This window comes from Bacillus sp. JH7, from assembly GCF_001563515.1.
GTDB lineage: Bacteria > Bacillota > Bacilli > Bacillales > Bacillaceae_G > Bacillus_A > Bacillus_A cereus.
Map to the genome: position 1 here is coordinate 1 of NZ_LPUS01000031.1, position 16,827 is coordinate 16,827.

Here is a 16,827-nt window from a genome sequence, read left to right on the forward strand (position 1 = left end):
GATGATCAGGTTGATAGGTTCGAGGTGGAAGCATGGTGACATGTGGAGCTGACGAATACTAATAGATCGAGGACTTAACCATATAATATGTAGCAATGTTATCTAGTTTTGAAGGAATATGCCTTCAATAGTTTGGTGATGATGGCAGAGAGGTCACACCCGTTCCCATACCGAACACGGAAGTTAAGCTCTCTAGCGCCGATGGTAGTTGGGACCTTGTCCCTGTGAGAGTAGGACGTCGCCAAGCAAGAACCTAAGTCATTTTGACTTAGGTTTTTTTGTGTTTATTTCTATTTACCGAATGTTATAATCCATAAATTTAATAAAGCTAAAGACGAAAAAAGAATGAAATAGAGACTGTTTAAAATAATAGCAATAACTTTTAGTGTTCCTGATTTTCCTAATGCCACTAAAGTAATACTTAAAATAGGACACATTATTTCTATCATAAGTATATATTTTAAATAATGAGATGCTATAAATAAGTATTTAATAATTACAGAAATTACTGCAATAGAGAAAAATAAATAGGATAATAGCATAGTTCTTTCTTTAACAGTTATCCTCCTTAGAAATTAAATCGTTATAATAATACAAGAGTATATATATTTTGATTTAAAACATACTGAAGTGCCATTTAAACGATTATACGTAAAATAGATGTCTAGAAATATATATTCTAATTCCCTTTTCTTCTTGCATATAGTTGCAATTCTTCTTTTGAATATAACTAAAACACGAACGTTATTGACTGCTAATAAAAAAACATTCGATTATTTATTGACATTGTTTATGAAATATTGTTAATATAGCCATAGAAACAATAATATAAGACCTCATATAATCGCGGGGATATGGCCTGCAAGTCTCTACCTAACGACCGTTATTCGTTAGACTATGAGGGAAAGTCACTCGGTATTTTTCTATTCACAAGGGATACGTATGCCTGAGTAGAGCGCTTTCTCTCATAGTAAAAGAGAAACTGTTCTATTTCAGGCTTTTTTTATTTGAATCGGGGGGATTCTAATATGAAATCACTAGTTGGAGTCATAATGGGAAGTACGTCAGACTGGGAAACAATGAAATATGCTTGTGACATTTTAGATGAATTAAATATACCGTATGAGAAAAAAGTTGTATCCGCTCATCGGACTCCGGATTATATGTTTGAATATGCAGAGACGGCTCGTGAACGTGGATTGAAAGTTATTATTGCTGGCGCTGGTGGAGCAGCACATTTACCAGGAATGGTTGCAGCGAAGACAAATCTTCCTGTAATTGGAGTTCCAGTTCAATCAAAAGCATTAAACGGCTTAGATTCATTATTATCCATCGTCCAAATGCCAGGAGGTGTTCCAGTTGCAACTGTTGCAATTGGTAAAGCCGGTTCAACGAATGCTGGATTACTTGCCGCACAAATACTTGGATCATTCCATGATGACATACATGATGCATTAGAATTGAGACGAGAAGCGATTGAAAAAGATGTGCGTGAAGGTAGTGAGCTAGTATGACGAGAATCATTTTACCTGGAAAAACAATCGGCATTATTGGAGGCGGCCAGCTAGGAAGAATGATGGCATTGGCAGCTAAGGAGATGGGATATAAAATTGCTGTTTTAGATCCTACAAAGCATTCGCCATGTGCACAAGTTGCTGATATTGAAATTGTTGCACCATATGATGATTTAAAAGCAATTCAGCATTTAGCAGAGATAAGTAATGTTGTCACATATGAATTTGAGAATATTGATTATAGATGTTTACAATGGCTTGAAAAACATGCGTACTTACCACAAGGTAGTCAGTTGTTAAATACAACGCAAAATCGTTTTACAGAAAAGAATGCGATTGAGAAGGCTGGGTTACCAGTAGCAACGTATAGATTAGTTCAAAATCAAGATCAGCTTACAGAAGCAATTGCTGAGTTATCATTCCCTTCCGTCTTAAAAACGACGACAGGTGGATATGATGGGAAAGGACAAGTTGTTTTAAGAAGTGAAGCTGATGTTGAGACAGCAAGAAATCTTGTGGATAAAGCAGAATGTATTTTAGAGAAATGGGTGCCTTTTGAAAAAGAAGTATCAGTTATTGTGATTCGTAGTGTAAGTGGTGAAACAAAAGTGTTTCCAGTAGCAGAAAATATTCATGTAAATAACATTTTACATGAATCTATCGTTCCAGCTCGCATTACAGAAGAGCTTTCTCAAAAAGCAATTGCTTATGCAAAGGTACTTGCGGATGAATTAGAACTTGTGGGAACACTAGCTGTAGAGATGTTTGCTACAGATAATGGTGAGATTTATATTAATGAATTAGCGCCAAGACCTCACAATTCAGGACACTATACACAGGATGCATGTGAGACGAGTCAATTTGGTCAACATATTCGAGCAATCTGTAATTTACCTCTAGGAGAAACAAATTTGTTAAAACCAGTTGTCATGGTAAACATTTTAGGCGAACATATAGAAGGGGTCCTAAGACAAGTGAATAGATTAACCGGGTGCTATTTACACTTGTATGGAAAAGAAGAAGCAAAAGCACAGCGAAAAATGGGGCATGTTAATATTTTAAATGATAATATTGAAGTCGCTCTAGAAAAAGCGAAGAGTTTGCATATTTGGGACCATCAAGAACAACTGTTGGAGGGAAAAAGATGATTAGTCGTTATACACGCCCAGAAATGGGTGCAATTTGGACGGAAGAGAACAAATTTAAAGCATGGTTAGAAGTTGAGATTTTAGCTTGTGAAGCATGGGCTGAGCTTGGCGATATTCCAAAAGAAGATGTTAAGAAAATTCGTGAGCATGCATCATTTGATATTGATCGTATTTATGAAATTGAAAAAGAAACACGTCATGACGTAGTTGCATTCACTCGTGCTGTATCAGAAACGCCAGCATTAGGTGAGGAACGTAAATGGGTTCATTACGGTTTAACATCTACAGACGTAGTAGATACAGCGTTATCTTACATTTTAAAACAAGCGAATGAAATTATATTAAAAGACTTAGAGAACTTTGTAAGCATTTTAGCTAACAAAGCGAAAGAGCATAAATACACAATCATGATGGGAAGAACACATGGTGTTCATGCAGAACCAACAACATTTGGTTTAAAACTTGGTCTTTGGTATGAAGAAATGAAACGTAACGTAGAGCGTTTCAAACAAGCTGCTGATACAGTTCGTGTTGGTAAACTATCTGGTGCGGTTGGTACATATGCAAATATCGATCCATTCGTAGAAAAATATGTTTGTGAAAACTTAGGATTAGAAGCAGCACCAATTTCAACACAAACATTGCAACGTGATCGTCACGCACACTACATGTCAACACTTGCACTAATTGCAACATCTATCGAAAAGATGGCAGTTGAGATTCGTGGTTTACAAAAGAGTGAAACACGTGAAGTTGAAGAAGCTTTCGCAAAAGGTCAAAAAGGTTCTTCTGCAATGCCACATAAACGTAATCCAATTGGTTCTGAAAATATGACTGGTTTAGCTCGTGTTATCCGCGGTTATATGATGACAGCTTACGAAAATGTTCCATTATGGCATGAGCGTGACATTTCTCACTCTTCGGCAGAACGCGTAATTTTACCAGATGCTACAATCGCGTTAAATTACATGTTAAATCGCTTTGGTAATATCGTTAAAAACTTAACTGTATACCCAGAGAATATGAAACGCAATATGACAAGAACATACGGCTTAATTTATTCTCAGCGCGTAATGCTTACACTAATCGACAAAGGTATGGTACGTGAAGAAGCTTATGATATCGTACAGCCTAAAGCGATGGAAGCTTGGGAAACACAAGTACAATTTAAAGAGCTTGTAGAAGCTGATGAGCGTATTACAAGCAAGTTAACACAAGAAGAAATTAATGAATGCTTCAACTATGAGCATCATATGCAACACGTTGATACAATCTTTGAACGCCTTGGATTAAACGAAGCGTAAAATTTCATATGGCACAGAATAGAGTCATTCTGTGCCATTCTTTATAAAAACATTATTCACATTTTTCAAACTACAGGGGGCTTGCGAAATGCAAAAGCTAGAATTGCTGTATGAAGGTAAGGCAAAAAGAATTTATCGTACAGAATCAGCAGATATGGTTTGGGTAGAGTACAAAGATAGTGCGACTGCTTTCAATGGGGAGAAAAAAGAGACGATTACAGGAAAAGGTCGTTTGAACAATGAAATTACAACTTTATTGTTCAGAAAGTTACAAGAAGTGGGAATTAAAACACATTTTGTTGAGAAGTTATCTGAAACAGAACAACTTGTTAAAAAAGTGAGTATTATTCCTTTAGAAGTTGTCACAAGAAATGTAATTGCAGGAAGTCTTTCAAAACGATTAGGAATGGAAGAGGGAACTGTACTTGCAGAACCAATCGTAGAATTTTACTTCAAAGATGATGATTTAGGAGATCCGCTTGTAACGGAAGATCATATTCGTGTATTAAACGTTGCATCACCAGAGCAAGTAAGTGTATTACGAGATATGGCTCTACAAATCAATCAAGTGTTGATTGATCATTTCGCAAGCTGTCGTGTAAGATTAGTAGATTTTAAATTAGAGTTTGGTGTAACAGAAGAAGGAGAAATCATTTTAGCGGATGAAATTTCACCAGATACTTGCCGTTTATGGGATGAAACGAGCAATGAAAAGTTTGATAAAGACGTATTCCGTCGCGATCTTGGAAATTTAACAGAGGCTTATGAAGAGATTTTAAAACGTTTAGGGGGAATTTCACATGTATAAAGTTAAGGTATATGTAACATTAAGAGAAAGCGTATTAGATCCACAAGGAACAGCAGTAAAAGGAGCACTTCATAGTCTTTCATTCACAGAAGTACAAGACGTTCGAATCGGAAAGTACATGGAACTAACAATTGATAAATCTGTATCTGATTTAGATAGCAAGGTAAAGGAAATGTGTGAAAAACTATTAGCGAACGTTGTAATGGAAGACTTCCGTTATGAAGTTGAGGAGGTTGTCGCACAGTGAAATTTGCCGTAATAGTATTTCCGGGTTCGAACTGTGATGTCGATATGTTCCATGCAATTAAAGATGAGCTTGGCGAAGAAGTAGATTACGTTTGGCACGATACAGAGAATTTAGATGAATATGATGCAATTCTACTACCAGGCGGATTTTCTTATGGTGACTACTTACGCTGCGGTGCTATCTCTCGCTTTGCTAATGCAATGAAAGCAGTGCAAAAAGCTGCTGAGCAAGGAAAGCCGATTTTAGGTGTATGTAATGGATTCCAGATTCTTGTTGAATCAGGATTACTACCAGGAGCGTTAATGAGAAACGAAAACTTAAAATTTATGTGTCGCACTGTTCAGTTGCGAGTTGAAAATAATGAAACGATGTTTACATCACAATATGGAAAAGATGAAGTAATTAATATTCCAATCGCGCATGGTGAGGGGAATTACTATTGTGACGAAGCGACTCTTAAACAATTAGAAGAGAACAATCAAATCGCATTCCGTTACGTAGAAAACCCTAACGGTAGCGTTTCAGATATTGCTGGTATTGTAAATGAAAAAGGAAATGTACTTGGTATGATGCCACACCCAGAGCGTGCTGTAGATGAATTACTTGGTGGTGCTGAAGGGTTAAAAGTCTTTCAATCTATCTTAAAACAGTGGAGGGAAACATATGTCGTTAATGCTTGAACCAAATCCAACACAAATTAAAGAAGAGCGTATATATGCGGAAATGGGGCTAACAGACGAAGAGTTTGCCATGGTTGAAAAGATTTTAGGTCGTCTGCCAAATTATACAGAAACAGGGTTATTCTCTGTAATGTGGTCTGAACATTGTAGTTATAAAAATTCGAAACCAGTTCTTCGTAAGTTTCCAACGACAGGTGAGCGCGTTCTGCAAGGACCTGGAGAAGGTGCTGGAATTGTAGATATCGGTGATAATCAAGCAGTTGTATTTAAAATGGAAAGTCATAACCATCCTTCAGCTATTGAACCATATCAAGGAGCTGCAACAGGTGTTGGTGGTATTATTCGTGACGTATTCTCTATGGGAGCACGTCCGGTAGCTCTATTAAACTCACTTCGTTTCGGTGAATTACAGTCACCACGTGTGAAATATTTATTCGAAGAAGTAGTAGCAGGAATTGCAGGATACGGTAACTGCATCGGTATTCCGACTGTTGGCGGCGAAGTACAATTTGATCCATGTTATGAAGGAAATCCACTTGTAAATGCAATGTGCGTAGGTTTGATTAACCACGAAGACATTAAAAAAGGGCAAGCGCACGGTGCTGGTAACACAGTAATGTACGTAGGAGCATCAACTGGTCGTGACGGTATTCACGGTGCAACATTCGCGTCGGAAGAACTATCTGAAAGCTCAGAAGCGAAACGTCCAGCGGTTCAAGTAGGGGATCCATTTATGGAAAAACTTCTTATTGAAGCGTGTTTAGAATTAATTCAATCCGATGCACTTGTTGGAATTCAAGATATGGGTGCGGCTGGTTTAACATCATCTTCTGCAGAAATGGCAAGTAAAGCAGGAATGGGTATTGAAATGTACTTAGATGATGTACCACAGCGTGAAACAGGAATGACACCATATGAAATGATGCTATCTGAATCACAAGAGCGTATGTTAATTGTTGTGAAAAAAGGTAGAGAACAAGAAATAGTAGATTTATTTGAGAAGTATGGTCTTGCAGCGGTTACGATGGGGAAAGTAACAGAAGATAAAATGCTTCGTTTATTCCATAAAGGTGAAAAGGTAGCTGAAGTTCCAGCAGATGCTTTAGCAGAAGAAGCACCAATTTATCATAAGCCATCAAAAGAAGCAGCATACTTTGCTGAATTCCAAGCAATGAAAATGGAAACGCCAAAAGTAGAAAATTATAAAGAAACGTTATTCGCTTTATTACAGCAACCAACAATTGCAAGTAAAGAGTGGGTATACGATCAATACGATTACCAGGTTCGCACAAGCACAGTTGTTACGCCAGGTTCAGATGCTGCAGTTGTACGTGTACGCGGTACAGAAAAAGGATTAGCAATGACGACAGATTGTAACTCTCGCTACATTTATCTAGACCCAGAGATGGGCGGTAAAATTGCAGTAGCAGAGGCAGCGCGTAATATCGTATGTTCTGGCGGAGAGCCACTTGCAATTACAGATTGCTTAAACTTCGGTAACCCAGAAAAACCAGAAATCTTCTGGCAGATTGAGAAATCAGTAGATGGTATGAGTGAAGCTTGTCGCACATTACAAACACCAGTTATCGGCGGAAACGTATCGATGTATAACGAGCGTAGTGGTGAAGCTGTATATCCAACACCAACTGTTGGGATGGTCGGACTTGTGCATGACTTAAAACATGTAACAACACAAGAGTTTAAGCAAGCTGGTGATTTAGTGTATGTAATTGGTGAGACGAAAGCTGAGTTTGGCGGAAGTGAATTACAGAAAATGATTCACGGCAAAATTTTCGGTCAATCACCAAGTATTGATTTAGATGTAGAATTAAAACGCCAAAAACAAGTATTAGAAGCAATTCAAGCTGGTCTTGTTCAATCTGCACATGATGTTGCTGAAGGTGGTTTAGCAGTTGCGATTTCAGAAAGTGCAATTGGTGCTAAAGGCTTAGGTGCTACTGTGAAATTAGATGGAGAAGCAACAGCAGCATTATTCGCTGAATCACAGTCTCGCTTCGTGATAACTGTAAAACGTGAAAATAAAGAGGCGTTTGAGAAAGTGGTAGAAGCAATCCAAGTTGGAGAAGTAACAAGTACAAATGAAGTAACAATTCATAATGAAGAAAATGAAGTATTACTTACAGCAAATGTAGATGAAATGAGAAAGGCTTGGAAAGGGGCAATCCCATGCTTGCTGAAATAAAGGGGTTAAACGAAGAATGTGGCGTTTTCGGAATTTGGGGGCATGAAAATGCAGCACAAGTTTCATACTACGGATTGCACAGTTTACAGCACCGTGGGCAAGAAGGCGCAGGCATTGTCGTAAATAATGGGGAAAAAATCGTCGGTCACAAGGGGTTAGGTTTAATATCAGAAGTGTTTTCAAGAGGTGAGCTAGAAGGATTAAATGGAAAATCAGCAATCGGACATGTACGATATGCAACAGCTGGTGGAAGTGAAGTTGCTAACGTTCAACCATTGTTGTTCCGTTTTTCCGATCATAGTATGGCGTTAGCTCATAACGGAAATTTAATTAATGCAAAAATGCTTCGTCGTGAATTAGAAGCAGAGGGCAGTATTTTTCAAACTAGTTCAGATACAGAAGTACTTTTACATCTTATTAAACGTAGCACGAAAGATTCTTTAATTGAAAGTGTAAAAGAGGCTTTAAATAAAGTGAAAGGTGCGTTTGCGTATCTTTTACTAACTGGAAATGAAATGATCGTTGCATTAGATCCGAATGGGTTCCGTCCGCTTTCAATTGGAAAGATGGGGGATGCTTACGTTGTAGCATCTGAAACATGTGCTTTTGATGTAGTAGGTGCAACATACATTCGCGATGTAGAACCGGGTGAATTACTTGTCATTAATGATGAAGGAATTCACGTGGATCGTTTCACAAATGATGTAGAACATGCAATTTGCAGTATGGAATACATTTACTTTGCACGCCCAGATTCAAATATTGCTGGTGTTAACGTCCATGCAGCACGTAAAAACATGGGGAAACGGTTGGCGGCAGAAGCGCCTATTGAAGCTGATGTTGTTACTGGTGTACCAGACTCTAGTATTTCAGCTGCGATTGGCTATGCGGAGGCGACAGGTATTCCATATGAGTTAGGATTAATTAAAAATCGTTACGTTGGACGTACGTTTATTCAACCTTCTCAAGAACTGCGCGAGCAAGGGGTTAAGATGAAGCTTTCCGCAGTAAGAGGTGTAGTTGAAGGGAAACGAGTTGTTATGATTGATGACTCTATCGTAAGAGGAACGACAAGTAAACGAATTGTTCGTATGCTTCGTGAAGCTGGAGCGACAGAAGTTCACGTAAGAATTGCTTCACCACCTCTGAAATATCCATGTTTCTATGGCATTGATATTCAAACGAGAAAAGAATTAATTGCAGCAAATCATACAGTAGAAGAAATCCGTGAAATGATCGGAGCAGATTCTTTAACATTTTTAAGCGAAGATGGATTAGTAGATGCAATTGGACGTCCATATGAAGGGAAATATGGCGGCCTATGCATGGCTTACTTTAATGGGGACTATCCAACAGCTCTTTATGATTATGAGCAAGAGCTTTTAGAAAGCATGAAATAAGAAAAGTGAGAAAAGCTTCTACTTCTTTTGATGTAGAAGCTAGATCCTTTCTTAAAATAGCCCGCCCTGGATGGGGAGAAATTAAAAGACGAGGTGTAAATAACGATGGCGAATGCATATAAGCAAGCAGGAGTAGATATTGAAGCTGGATATGAAGCGGTATCTCGCATGAAAAAACACGTACAAACAACTATGAGAAAAGAAGTACTAGGCGGTTTAGGCGGTTTTGGAGGTATGTTTGATCTATCAAAATTTGCATTAGAAGAACCTGTATTAGTATCTGGAACAGATGGCGTGGGAACGAAATTGATGCTCGCTTTTATGGCAGATAAACATGACACAATTGGTATTGATGCAGTAGCAATGTGTGTAAATGATATTGTTGTCCAAGGAGCAGAGCCGCTTTTCTTCCTTGATTATATTGCTTGTGGTAAAGCTGAACCTAGTAAAATTGAAAACATCGTCAAAGGTATATCAGAGGGCTGTCGCCAAGCTGGTTGTGCATTAATCGGTGGAGAAACAGCTGAAATGCCAGGAATGTATTCTACGGAAGAATATGATTTAGCTGGTTTTACAGTTGGGATTGTTGATAAAAAGAAAATTGTAACAGGTGAAAAGATTGAAGCTGGTCACGTGCTAATTGGCTTAGCATCTAGCGGTATTCATAGCAATGGTTACTCTTTAGTACGAAAAGTGTTATTAGAAGATGGGGAACTATCTTTAGAGCGTATTTATGGCCGCTTAGAACTACCTCTTGGTGAAGAATTATTAAAACCAACGAAAATTTATGTCAAACCTATTTTAGAACTATTGAAGAAACATGAAGTATACGGTATGGCGCATATTACAGGTGGTGGATTTATTGAAAATATTCCACGCATGTTGCCAGAAGGAATCGGTGCTGAGATTGAACTAGGATCTTGGGAAATTCAGCCGATCTTTAGTTTGCTTCAAGAAGTTGGAAAACTGGAAGAGAAAGAAATGTTCAATATTTTTAACATGGGTATTGGTATGGTAGTAGCAGTGAAGGAAGAAGATGCAAAAGATGTTGTTCGTCTTCTTGAAGAGCAAGGAGAAATGGCTCGTATTATTGGACGTACTATACAAGGAGCTGGCGTTACTTTTAATGGGGGCACAGCACTATGAGTAGATTAGCAGTTTTTGCTTCTGGAAGTGGATCTAACTTTCAATCTCTCGTTAATGCGGTAGAAGAAAAAAGATTGGGTGCAGAAATTAGTTTATTAGTATGTGATAAACCAGAAGCACGAGCTGTTGGACGGGCAAATTATCATCATATTCCGTGTTTTGCTTTTTCAGCGAAAGCATATGAGTCAAAAGAAGCGTTTGAAAAAGAGATATTAAAGAAGCTAGAAGAATATGAAATTGATTATGTTATTTTAGCTGGATATATGCGTTTAATCGGGCCGACGTTACTAGAAGCATACGGCGGGAAGATTATTAATATTCATCCATCATTACTACCGAGCTTTCCGGGTAAAGATGCTGTCGGTCAAGCGTTAGAAGCAGGTGTGAAAGTAACTGGAGTAACAATTCATTATGTAGATGCAGGTATGGATACAGGGCCAATTATTGCACAAGAAGCAGTGGTTGTTTCTGAAGGGGATACGAGAGAAAGCTTACAAAAGAAAATTCAACAAGTTGAACATAAATTATACGTAAATACAGTGAATCAAATTGTTCAGTCTGTGAAAGAATCAACTGTTAACTAACATACAACCAGGGGTGAAGGATAAATGAAAAAGCGTGCATTAGTAAGTGTTTCAGATAAAACAGGAGTAGTAGAATTTGTTAAAGGGTTACTAGAACAAGGGATTGAAGTTATTTCAACAGGTGGTACGAAAAAGTTACTAGAAGAAAATGGCTTACAAGTAATCGGCATTTCTGAAGTAACTGGTTTCCCTGAAATTATGGATGGCCGTGTGAAAACATTACATCCAAATATTCATGGTGGTCTATTAGCAGTTCGTGATAATGAAACACATGTAACACAAATGAATGAGTTAGGTATAGAGCCAATTGACTTTGTTGTTGTTAACTTATACCCATTTAAAGAAACAATCGCTAAGCCTGATGTAACATTTGCTGATGCAATTGAAAATATTGATATCGGTGGCCCGACAATGATTCGCTCTGCTGCGAAAAATCATAAATTTGTATCGGTAATTGTAGATCCAGTAGATTACGATGTTGTATTAGCAGAACTGAAAGAAGACGGTGCAGTAAAAGAAGAAACGAAACGTAAATTAGCAGCGAAAGTATTCCGTCATACAGCGGCATATGATGCGTTAATCTCTAACTACTTAACAGAGCAAATGGGTGAAGAAAGTCCAGAAACATTAACTGTGACATTTGAGAAAAAGCAAGACTTACGTTATGGCGAGAACCCACATCAAAAAGCAACTTTCTATAAAGCGCCATTTGCAGCAACTTCTTCTGTTGCATACGCAGAACAATTACACGGTAAGGAATTATCGTATAACAATATTAATGATGCAGACGCAGCGCTTAGCATCGTAAAAGAATTTACAGAACCAGCAGTAGTAGCAGTAAAACATATGAATCCATGTGGTGTTGGAGTAGGAACTAATATTCACGAAGCATATACTCGTGCTTATGAAGCAGATCCAGTATCAATCTTCGGCGGTATTATCGCAGCAAATCGTGAAATTGATAAAGCTACAGCAGAAAAGTTACATGAAATTTTCTTAGAAATTGTTATCGCACCTTCGTTCTCACAAGAAGCTTTAGAGGTGTTGCAAAGTAAGAAGAACTTACGTTTATTAACTATAAATATTGAAAAAGCGACAAGTGCAAGCAAAAAACTAACTTCTATACAAGGTGGACTTCTTGTTCAAGAGGAAGATACGTTATCATTAGATGAAAGTACAATTTCAATTCCAACGAAACGTGAACCTTCAGAGCAAGAATGGAAAGATTTAAAACTAGCTTGGAAAGTTGTAAAACATGTGAAATCAAACGCAATTGTTTTAGCGAAAGATGATATGACAATTGGTGTTGGTGCGGGACAGATGAACCGTGTAGGTTCTGCAAAAATCGCAATTACACAAGCTGGTGAAAAAGCACAAGGTAGCGCGCTTGCATCTGATGCTTTCTTCCCAATGCCAGATACATTAGAAGAAGCAGCAAAAGCAGGAATTACAGCAATCATTCAACCGGGCGGATCAATCCGTGATGAAGATTCTATTAAAGTGGCAGATACTTATGGGATTGCTATGGTGTTCACTGGCGTACGTCATTTCAAACACTAATAGAGGATGTTTAAAAAGTCCGGTTAAGAGAACCTTCGCATGTCGTCGTTGCATCGCCAGTGCGGTACTCATGTAGGAAAGCTACACTCCGTGTCCTCCTGGCAAATGCGCCTCGACCTGCTTGGTTCTCTTAATCCTCCTTTTTAAACCTTTATTGATATGGATGTTTAAAAAGTCCGGTCGAGATAACCTTTTATTGATATGAAAAAGCAAACTAGGAGCATAGCTTCTAGTTTGTACTTATTTAATTATTGGGGGATGAAATATGAATGTTTTAGTAATTGGCCGCGGTGGGCGTGAGCATGCTTTAGCTTGGAAGTTTGCACAATCTGAAAAAGTAGAAAAGGTATATGTAGCACCAGGTAATGAAGGTATGAGAGATGTTGCAACACCAGTTGATATTGATGAAAATGATTTTGATGCATTAGTTTTATTTGCAAAAGAGAATAATGTTGAGTTAACTTTCGTTGGACCAGAAATTCCGCTTATGAATGGAATTGTTGATCGTTTTAAAGAAGAGGGACTTCGCGTATTTGGTCCGAATAAAGCGGCTGCTGTTATTGAAGGTAGTAAAGCTTTTACAAAAGAGCTTATGAAAAAGTATGATATTCCAACTGCGGCGTACGAAACTTTTACAGATTATGAAGAAGCAGTACAGTACATTCAAAAAGTTGGTGCACCAATCGTTATTAAAGCTGACGGCCTAGCTGCTGGTAAAGGTGTAACGGTAGCGATGACGCTTGAAGAGGCATTACAAGCTGTGAAAGAAATGCTGCAAGATGTGAAATTCGGCGCGGCAAGTAAGAAGGTTGTTATTGAAGAGTTTTTAGATGGACAAGAATTTTCATTAATGGCATTCGTGAATGGAACAACTGTACATCCAATGGTAATCGCCCAAGATCATAAAAGAGCTTTTGATGGTGATAAAGGTCCAAATACGGGTGGAATGGGTGCATATTCTCCAGTACCACAAATTCCAGAATCAGCAGTTCAAGAAGCGATTCAAACCGTATTGCATCCAACTGCTAAGGCGATGATTGAAGAAAACCGTTCGTTTACAGGTATTTTATACGCAGGTCTTATTTTAACAAATGATGGTCCGAAGGTAATTGAATTTAATGCACGCTTCGGTGATCCTGAAACAGAAGTTGTATTACCTCGATTAGAAACCGATTTAGTTGATGTATGTAACGCTGTATTAGATGAAAGTGAGTTAGTGTTAGAGTGGTCAGAGGAAGCAGTAATTGGTGTTGTACTCGCTTCAAAAGGATATCCAGAAGCGTATAAAAAAGGTGATATTATTAGCGGACTAGATGCACTGCAAGATGTGATTGTTTTCCATGCAGGTACAGCAATGAAACATGGGGACTTTGTAACGAACGGTGGCCGTGTATTATTTGTTGCTTGTAAGGCAAATAGTTTACAAGAAGCAAAAGATAAAGTATATAAAGAAATCGGTAAAATTGAGAGTGATGGTCTATTTTATCGAAGTGATATAGGATATCGTGCAATTGGGCATGAGATGACGAAAAGTTAATATGTAAAAATCCCGCTGAGGAATCAGCGGGATTTTTTATGCATCTTTATCTTTTTTTAATTTCCCTTTTTGCTTTGCCATTTCTCGAAGTAAATACTCGATGTGTGCATTGACGCTACGAAATTCATCATTTGCCCATTTTTCGATGACTGCGTGTAATTCAGGATCAATACGTAATGGAAAGCTTTTCTTTTTAGCCATAATTACTTATAGCCCTTAGTATAGGCTTCCTGTATTAATAACTGGCTGCGCACCTTTATCTGAAACGATGGCAACTAATAAGTTGTTTACCATATTTGCTTTACGCTCGTCATCGAGTTCTAGTACGCCTTCTTCATCTAACATATGGATGGAATCTTTCGCCATCTTCACAGCACCTTCAACAATTTCTTTTCTAGCAGCTAATACTGCTTTTGCTTGCTGACGTTGTAGCATTGCATGGGCAATTTCTGTTGCGTAAGCTAAGTGCGTTAAACGAGTTTCTAATACTTCTACACCAGCAATTTCAAGACGCGCCTCTAACTCACGTTTTAATTCTTCAGAGATTTCTTCAGTATTTCCGCGTAACGTAACGCAGGTTTCATCTTGGAAATTGTCATAAGGATATTTTGTTGCAACATGGCGGATTGCCGTTTCGCTTTGAATTTCTACAAATCGATCATAATGTTCAACACCAAACATTGCTTTTGCAGAATCAACAACTTTATATACGATAACAGCTGCAATTTCAATTGGATTTCCATCAACGTCATTTACTTTTAATTTTTTACTGTTAAAGTTTTCAACACGTAAAGATACAGTTTGACGGAATGCGAACGGAATCGTTAAAAATAAACCGTTTTGACGAATTGTTCCTAAATAATTACCGAAGAACGTAATAACCTTTGCTTGATTCGGTTGAACAATACCGATACCTGTAGCGAGAACTGCGGCTAATATAATAGTTAGTGCCGCTCCTATGAAAATTTCTTGTGCAAGGAAAAATACACCGATAGCAGCTAAAATCAAAATTCCAATAATACCGAGAAAACCATTTACATAAAATACTTGTTTTTCTTTCATATGATCGCCTCCTGATATAAAAATGATATCACTTTTATATCATTTTAAGCAAGAGGTATGCATCTAATTTTCTGAATTTTATTGGTTGATATCTTTTATATACATTTTAAGGTTCAAAAAGAGAATGTACGTTCTGTTTTTATGGTAAAATAAAGAAGACTTAACCGCCCACTGCAGCAGCTAAGTCCCTTTGAGAGCATCTTACATCGTGACAAATGATTCAAAGCGGTTTTGCCAGGATTATATCTTCAATCGCTGACTCAATCTCTTTGTCAGAAGCGTCATAACTTCCTTTTGACTCTGGCTTGTCATGAGTGGAAGTTTGATTCACTTCTTCTTTAGCATGTCCTTTTTCAGCAAAATTCATGCTAGGCATTTTAAATGCCCCCATATTCATGTATTTTCCGAATTTCCACATTTCAACAACAGGGCAGAAACGAACAATTCCTTCTGCAACTTTCATTGCACCAATCCATAGAAAAATGTTAGACCAAGTGCACCACGGCTTGCGTACAAGTTTAGTTGCACTACATCCGAAGAGGACGAGCCCAAGTGTAATTCGAATTAGAGCGTTTATTGTCCCGATATTTTGCTTCATTAGAAAAACACTCCTTTTTATGAAAGTTGAAATAGATAATACTATTTCTTTTATTAGTATCCCGTTTGATTTTTGGGATATGTAATCCAACATTTGACGTGGAAAAAGATGTTGGATTGTGCGTGTGTGTAAGTAACTTTTTTTGTTATAATGAAAGAATGCATAAAAGGAACTTCAAAATTAAATCCTCTAGTTTAAAAAATATGGAAGAGGTAATTCCAAACTTAATTCTCCGTTTTAAACAAATATTTAAGATGAAGTTAAAACAATAATGATGAAAATAAACTGTTATTTTGAACAGAAATATATATAACTAGAGAAAAGGAAGGGTGTTTTCATGTACGATATTTCCGGATGGAAACATGTATTTAAGCTTGATCCAAATAAGGAGTTAAGCGATGAACATTTAGAAATGATTTGTGAGTCTGGAACTGATGCGGTTATTGTAGGCGGAAGTGATGGAGTTACAATTGATAACGTATTACACATGCTAGTTAGCATTCGTAGATATGCAGTTCCTTGTGTATTAGAGGTTTCTGATGTAGAAGCAATTACACCAGGATTTGATTTTTATTACATCCCAAGTGTTTTAAATAGCCGAAAAGTAGAATGGGTAACAGGTGTTCATCATGAGGCATTGAAAGAATTTGGGGATATTATGGACTGGGACGAAATTTTTATGGAAGGGTATTGTGTTTTAAATCCAGAAGCGAAAGTAGCCCAGCTTACAGAAGCGAAATGTGATGTAACAGAAGATGACGTTATTGCATATGCTCGTTTAGCAGACAAGCTATTACGTTTACCGATATTTTATTTAGAATATAGCGGTACGTATGGAGATGTTGAACTTGTTAAAAATGTAAAAGCAGAATTGAAACAAGCTAAGTTATATTATGGCGGTGGTATTTCTAATGCAGAACAGGCGAAAGAAATGGCACAATATGCTGATACAGTAGTTGTTGGAAATATTATTTATGATGATATAAAATCGGCGTTAAAAACAGTTAAAGCAGTAAAAGGAGAGTAGGTGCAGGCG

Annotated in this window: 17 protein-coding genes, 2 rRNA genes and 1 riboswitch; of the genes, 15 read left to right on the plus strand and 4 right to left on the minus strand. The window is 37.6% G+C overall.

The window, feature by feature from the left end:
• Both AU379_RS24970 and rrf read left to right on the plus strand, forming a co-directional pair.
• Window positions 1-82 (plus strand): 23S ribosomal RNA (locus AU379_RS24970); the annotation flags it as partial.
• Between the two features lie 49 nt (window positions 83-131).
• A 5S ribosomal RNA gene (gene rrf / locus AU379_RS24975) occupies window positions 132-247 on the plus strand.
• Between the two features lie 43 nt (window positions 248-290).
• Here rrf and AU379_RS31085 read toward each other — a convergent pair.
• On the minus strand, window positions 291-542 hold the full coding sequence (locus AU379_RS31085; protein WP_061139996.1) for a hypothetical protein: 252 nt from the start codon (window positions 540-542) through the stop codon (window positions 291-293).
• A gap of 274 nt (window positions 543-816) precedes the next feature.
• Window positions 817-918: riboswitch (purine riboswitch) on the plus strand.
• A 110-nt stretch (window positions 919-1,028) separates the two neighbouring features.
• Between AU379_RS31085 and purE the strand changes: the two genes are divergently transcribed.
• The 12 genes from purE to purD all read left to right on the plus strand — a co-directional run bounded on the left by purE (window position 1,029) and on the right by purD (window position 14,131).
• Window positions 1,029-1,514 carry a 5-(carboxyamino)imidazole ribonucleotide mutase gene (purE, locus tag AU379_RS24985; protein WP_000839367.1) on the plus strand — a complete coding sequence of 162 codons (486 nt, stop codon included), beginning with the start codon at window positions 1,029-1,031 and terminating at the stop codon, window positions 1,512-1,514.
• The gene (gene purK, locus AU379_RS24990; protein ID WP_061139997.1) at window positions 1,511-2,662 is read left to right on the plus strand and encodes a 5-(carboxyamino)imidazole ribonucleotide synthase; all 1,152 of its coding nucleotides are present in this window, start codon (window positions 1,511-1,513) and stop codon (window positions 2,660-2,662) included. Before purE ends, purK begins: the two co-directional genes overlap by 4 nt.
• Window positions 2,659-3,966, plus strand: coding sequence for an adenylosuccinate lyase (purB, locus tag AU379_RS24995; RefSeq protein WP_000625682.1), 1,308 nt, complete (start codon window positions 2,659-2,661; stop codon window positions 3,964-3,966). Before purK ends, purB begins: the two co-directional genes overlap by 4 nt.
• Before the next feature lie 88 nt (window positions 3,967-4,054).
• Window positions 4,055-4,774 (plus strand): phosphoribosylaminoimidazolesuccinocarboxamide synthase, encoded by a 720-nt coding sequence (purC, locus tag AU379_RS25000; protein ID WP_001170545.1) that lies wholly within the window; start codon window positions 4,055-4,057, stop codon window positions 4,772-4,774.
• A complete protein-coding gene (gene purS, locus AU379_RS25005; RefSeq protein WP_000278823.1) occupies window positions 4,767-5,021 on the plus strand; it encodes a phosphoribosylformylglycinamidine synthase subunit PurS in 255 nt (84 codons plus the stop codon). Before purC ends, purS begins: the two co-directional genes overlap by 8 nt.
• Window positions 5,018-5,701, plus strand: a complete 684-nt coding sequence (purQ, locus tag AU379_RS25010; protein WP_000666787.1) for a phosphoribosylformylglycinamidine synthase subunit PurQ — start codon at window positions 5,018-5,020, stop codon at window positions 5,699-5,701. The genes purS and purQ overlap by 4 nt, the downstream gene beginning before the upstream one ends.
• Window positions 5,685-7,904, plus strand: coding sequence for a phosphoribosylformylglycinamidine synthase II (gene purL / locus AU379_RS25015; RefSeq protein ID WP_000055564.1), 2,220 nt, complete (start codon window positions 5,685-5,687; stop codon window positions 7,902-7,904). Before purQ ends, purL begins: the two co-directional genes overlap by 17 nt.
• Window positions 7,889-9,304, plus strand: a complete 1,416-nt coding sequence (purF, locus tag AU379_RS25020) for an amidophosphoribosyltransferase (RefSeq protein ID WP_000879032.1) — start codon at window positions 7,889-7,891, stop codon at window positions 9,302-9,304. Before purL ends, purF begins: the two co-directional genes overlap by 16 nt.
• A 105-nt stretch (window positions 9,305-9,409) precedes the next feature.
• A complete protein-coding gene (purM, locus tag AU379_RS25025) occupies window positions 9,410-10,450 on the plus strand; it encodes a phosphoribosylformylglycinamidine cyclo-ligase (protein ID WP_001262439.1) in 1,041 nt (346 codons plus the stop codon).
• Window positions 10,447-11,034, plus strand: coding sequence for a phosphoribosylglycinamide formyltransferase (gene purN, locus AU379_RS25030; RefSeq protein ID WP_000088596.1), 588 nt, complete (start codon window positions 10,447-10,449; stop codon window positions 11,032-11,034). The genes purM and purN overlap by 4 nt, the downstream gene beginning before the upstream one ends.
• Window positions 11,035-11,058: 24 nt before the next feature.
• On the plus strand, window positions 11,059-12,594 hold the full coding sequence (gene purH, locus AU379_RS25035; protein ID WP_061139998.1) for a bifunctional phosphoribosylaminoimidazolecarboxamide formyltransferase/IMP cyclohydrolase: 1,536 nt from the start codon (window positions 11,059-11,061) through the stop codon (window positions 12,592-12,594).
• 265 nt (window positions 12,595-12,859) lie between these two features.
• A complete protein-coding gene (purD, locus tag AU379_RS25040) occupies window positions 12,860-14,131 on the plus strand; it encodes a phosphoribosylamine--glycine ligase (RefSeq protein ID WP_061139999.1) in 1,272 nt (423 codons plus the stop codon).
• A 36-nt stretch (window positions 14,132-14,167) separates the two neighbouring features.
• On the opposite strand, the gene AU379_RS25045 is transcribed toward purD, so the two are convergent.
• The 3 genes from AU379_RS25045 to AU379_RS25055 all read right to left on the minus strand — a co-directional run bounded on the left by AU379_RS25045 (window position 14,168) and on the right by AU379_RS25055 (window position 15,791).
• Window positions 14,168-14,332, minus strand: coding sequence for a toxin-antitoxin system HicB family antitoxin (locus AU379_RS25045; protein WP_001085171.1), 165 nt, complete (start codon window positions 14,330-14,332; stop codon window positions 14,168-14,170).
• A gap of 15 nt (window positions 14,333-14,347) precedes the next feature.
• Window positions 14,348-15,193 (minus strand): SPFH domain-containing protein, encoded by an 846-nt coding sequence (locus AU379_RS25050; RefSeq protein ID WP_000660669.1) that lies wholly within the window; start codon window positions 15,191-15,193, stop codon window positions 14,348-14,350.
• A 220-nt stretch (window positions 15,194-15,413) separates the two neighbouring features.
• The gene (locus AU379_RS25055) at window positions 15,414-15,791 is read right to left on the minus strand and encodes a DUF2892 domain-containing protein (RefSeq protein WP_000812345.1); all 378 of its coding nucleotides are present in this window, start codon (window positions 15,789-15,791) and stop codon (window positions 15,414-15,416) included.
• Between the two features lie 337 nt (window positions 15,792-16,128).
• Here AU379_RS25055 and AU379_RS25060 point away from each other — a divergent pair, with 337 nt between their 5' ends.
• A complete protein-coding gene (locus AU379_RS25060; RefSeq protein ID WP_000272103.1) occupies window positions 16,129-16,818 on the plus strand; it encodes a heptaprenylglyceryl phosphate synthase in 690 nt (229 codons plus the stop codon).
• The last annotated feature ends 9 nt before the right edge of the window (window positions 16,819-16,827 follow it).

Coding starts and splice junctions, on each gene's coding strand:
- AU379_RS31085 (WP_061139996.1), bottom strand. CDS start 542: ATGCTATTATCCTATTTATTTTTCTCTATTGCAGTAATTTCTGTAATT.
- purE (WP_000839367.1), top strand. CDS start 1,029: ATGAAATCACTAGTTGGAGTCATAATGGGAAGTACGTCAGACTGGGAA.
- purK (WP_061139997.1), top strand. CDS start 1,511: ATGACGAGAATCATTTTACCTGGAAAAACAATCGGCATTATTGGAGGC.
- purB (WP_000625682.1), top strand. CDS start 2,659: ATGATTAGTCGTTATACACGCCCAGAAATGGGTGCAATTTGGACGGAA.
- purC (WP_001170545.1), top strand. CDS start 4,055: ATGCAAAAGCTAGAATTGCTGTATGAAGGTAAGGCAAAAAGAATTTAT.
- purS (WP_000278823.1), top strand. CDS start 4,767: ATGTATAAAGTTAAGGTATATGTAACATTAAGAGAAAGCGTATTAGAT.
- purL (WP_000055564.1), top strand. CDS start 5,685: ATGTCGTTAATGCTTGAACCAAATCCAACACAAATTAAAGAAGAGCGT.
- purF (WP_000879032.1), top strand. CDS start 7,889: ATGCTTGCTGAAATAAAGGGGTTAAACGAAGAATGTGGCGTTTTCGGA.
- purM (WP_001262439.1), top strand. CDS start 9,410: ATGGCGAATGCATATAAGCAAGCAGGAGTAGATATTGAAGCTGGATAT.
- purN (WP_000088596.1), top strand. CDS start 10,447: ATGAGTAGATTAGCAGTTTTTGCTTCTGGAAGTGGATCTAACTTTCAA.
- purH (WP_061139998.1), top strand. CDS start 11,059: ATGAAAAAGCGTGCATTAGTAAGTGTTTCAGATAAAACAGGAGTAGTA.
- purD (WP_061139999.1), top strand. CDS start 12,860: ATGAATGTTTTAGTAATTGGCCGCGGTGGGCGTGAGCATGCTTTAGCT.
- AU379_RS25045 (WP_001085171.1), bottom strand. CDS start 14,332: ATGGCTAAAAAGAAAAGCTTTCCATTACGTATTGATCCTGAATTACAC.
- AU379_RS25050 (WP_000660669.1), bottom strand. CDS start 15,193: ATGAAAGAAAAACAAGTATTTTATGTAAATGGTTTTCTCGGTATTATT.
- AU379_RS25055 (WP_000812345.1), bottom strand. CDS start 15,791: ATGAAGCAAAATATCGGGACAATAAACGCTCTAATTCGAATTACACTT.
- AU379_RS25060 (WP_000272103.1), top strand. CDS start 16,129: ATGTACGATATTTCCGGATGGAAACATGTATTTAAGCTTGATCCAAAT.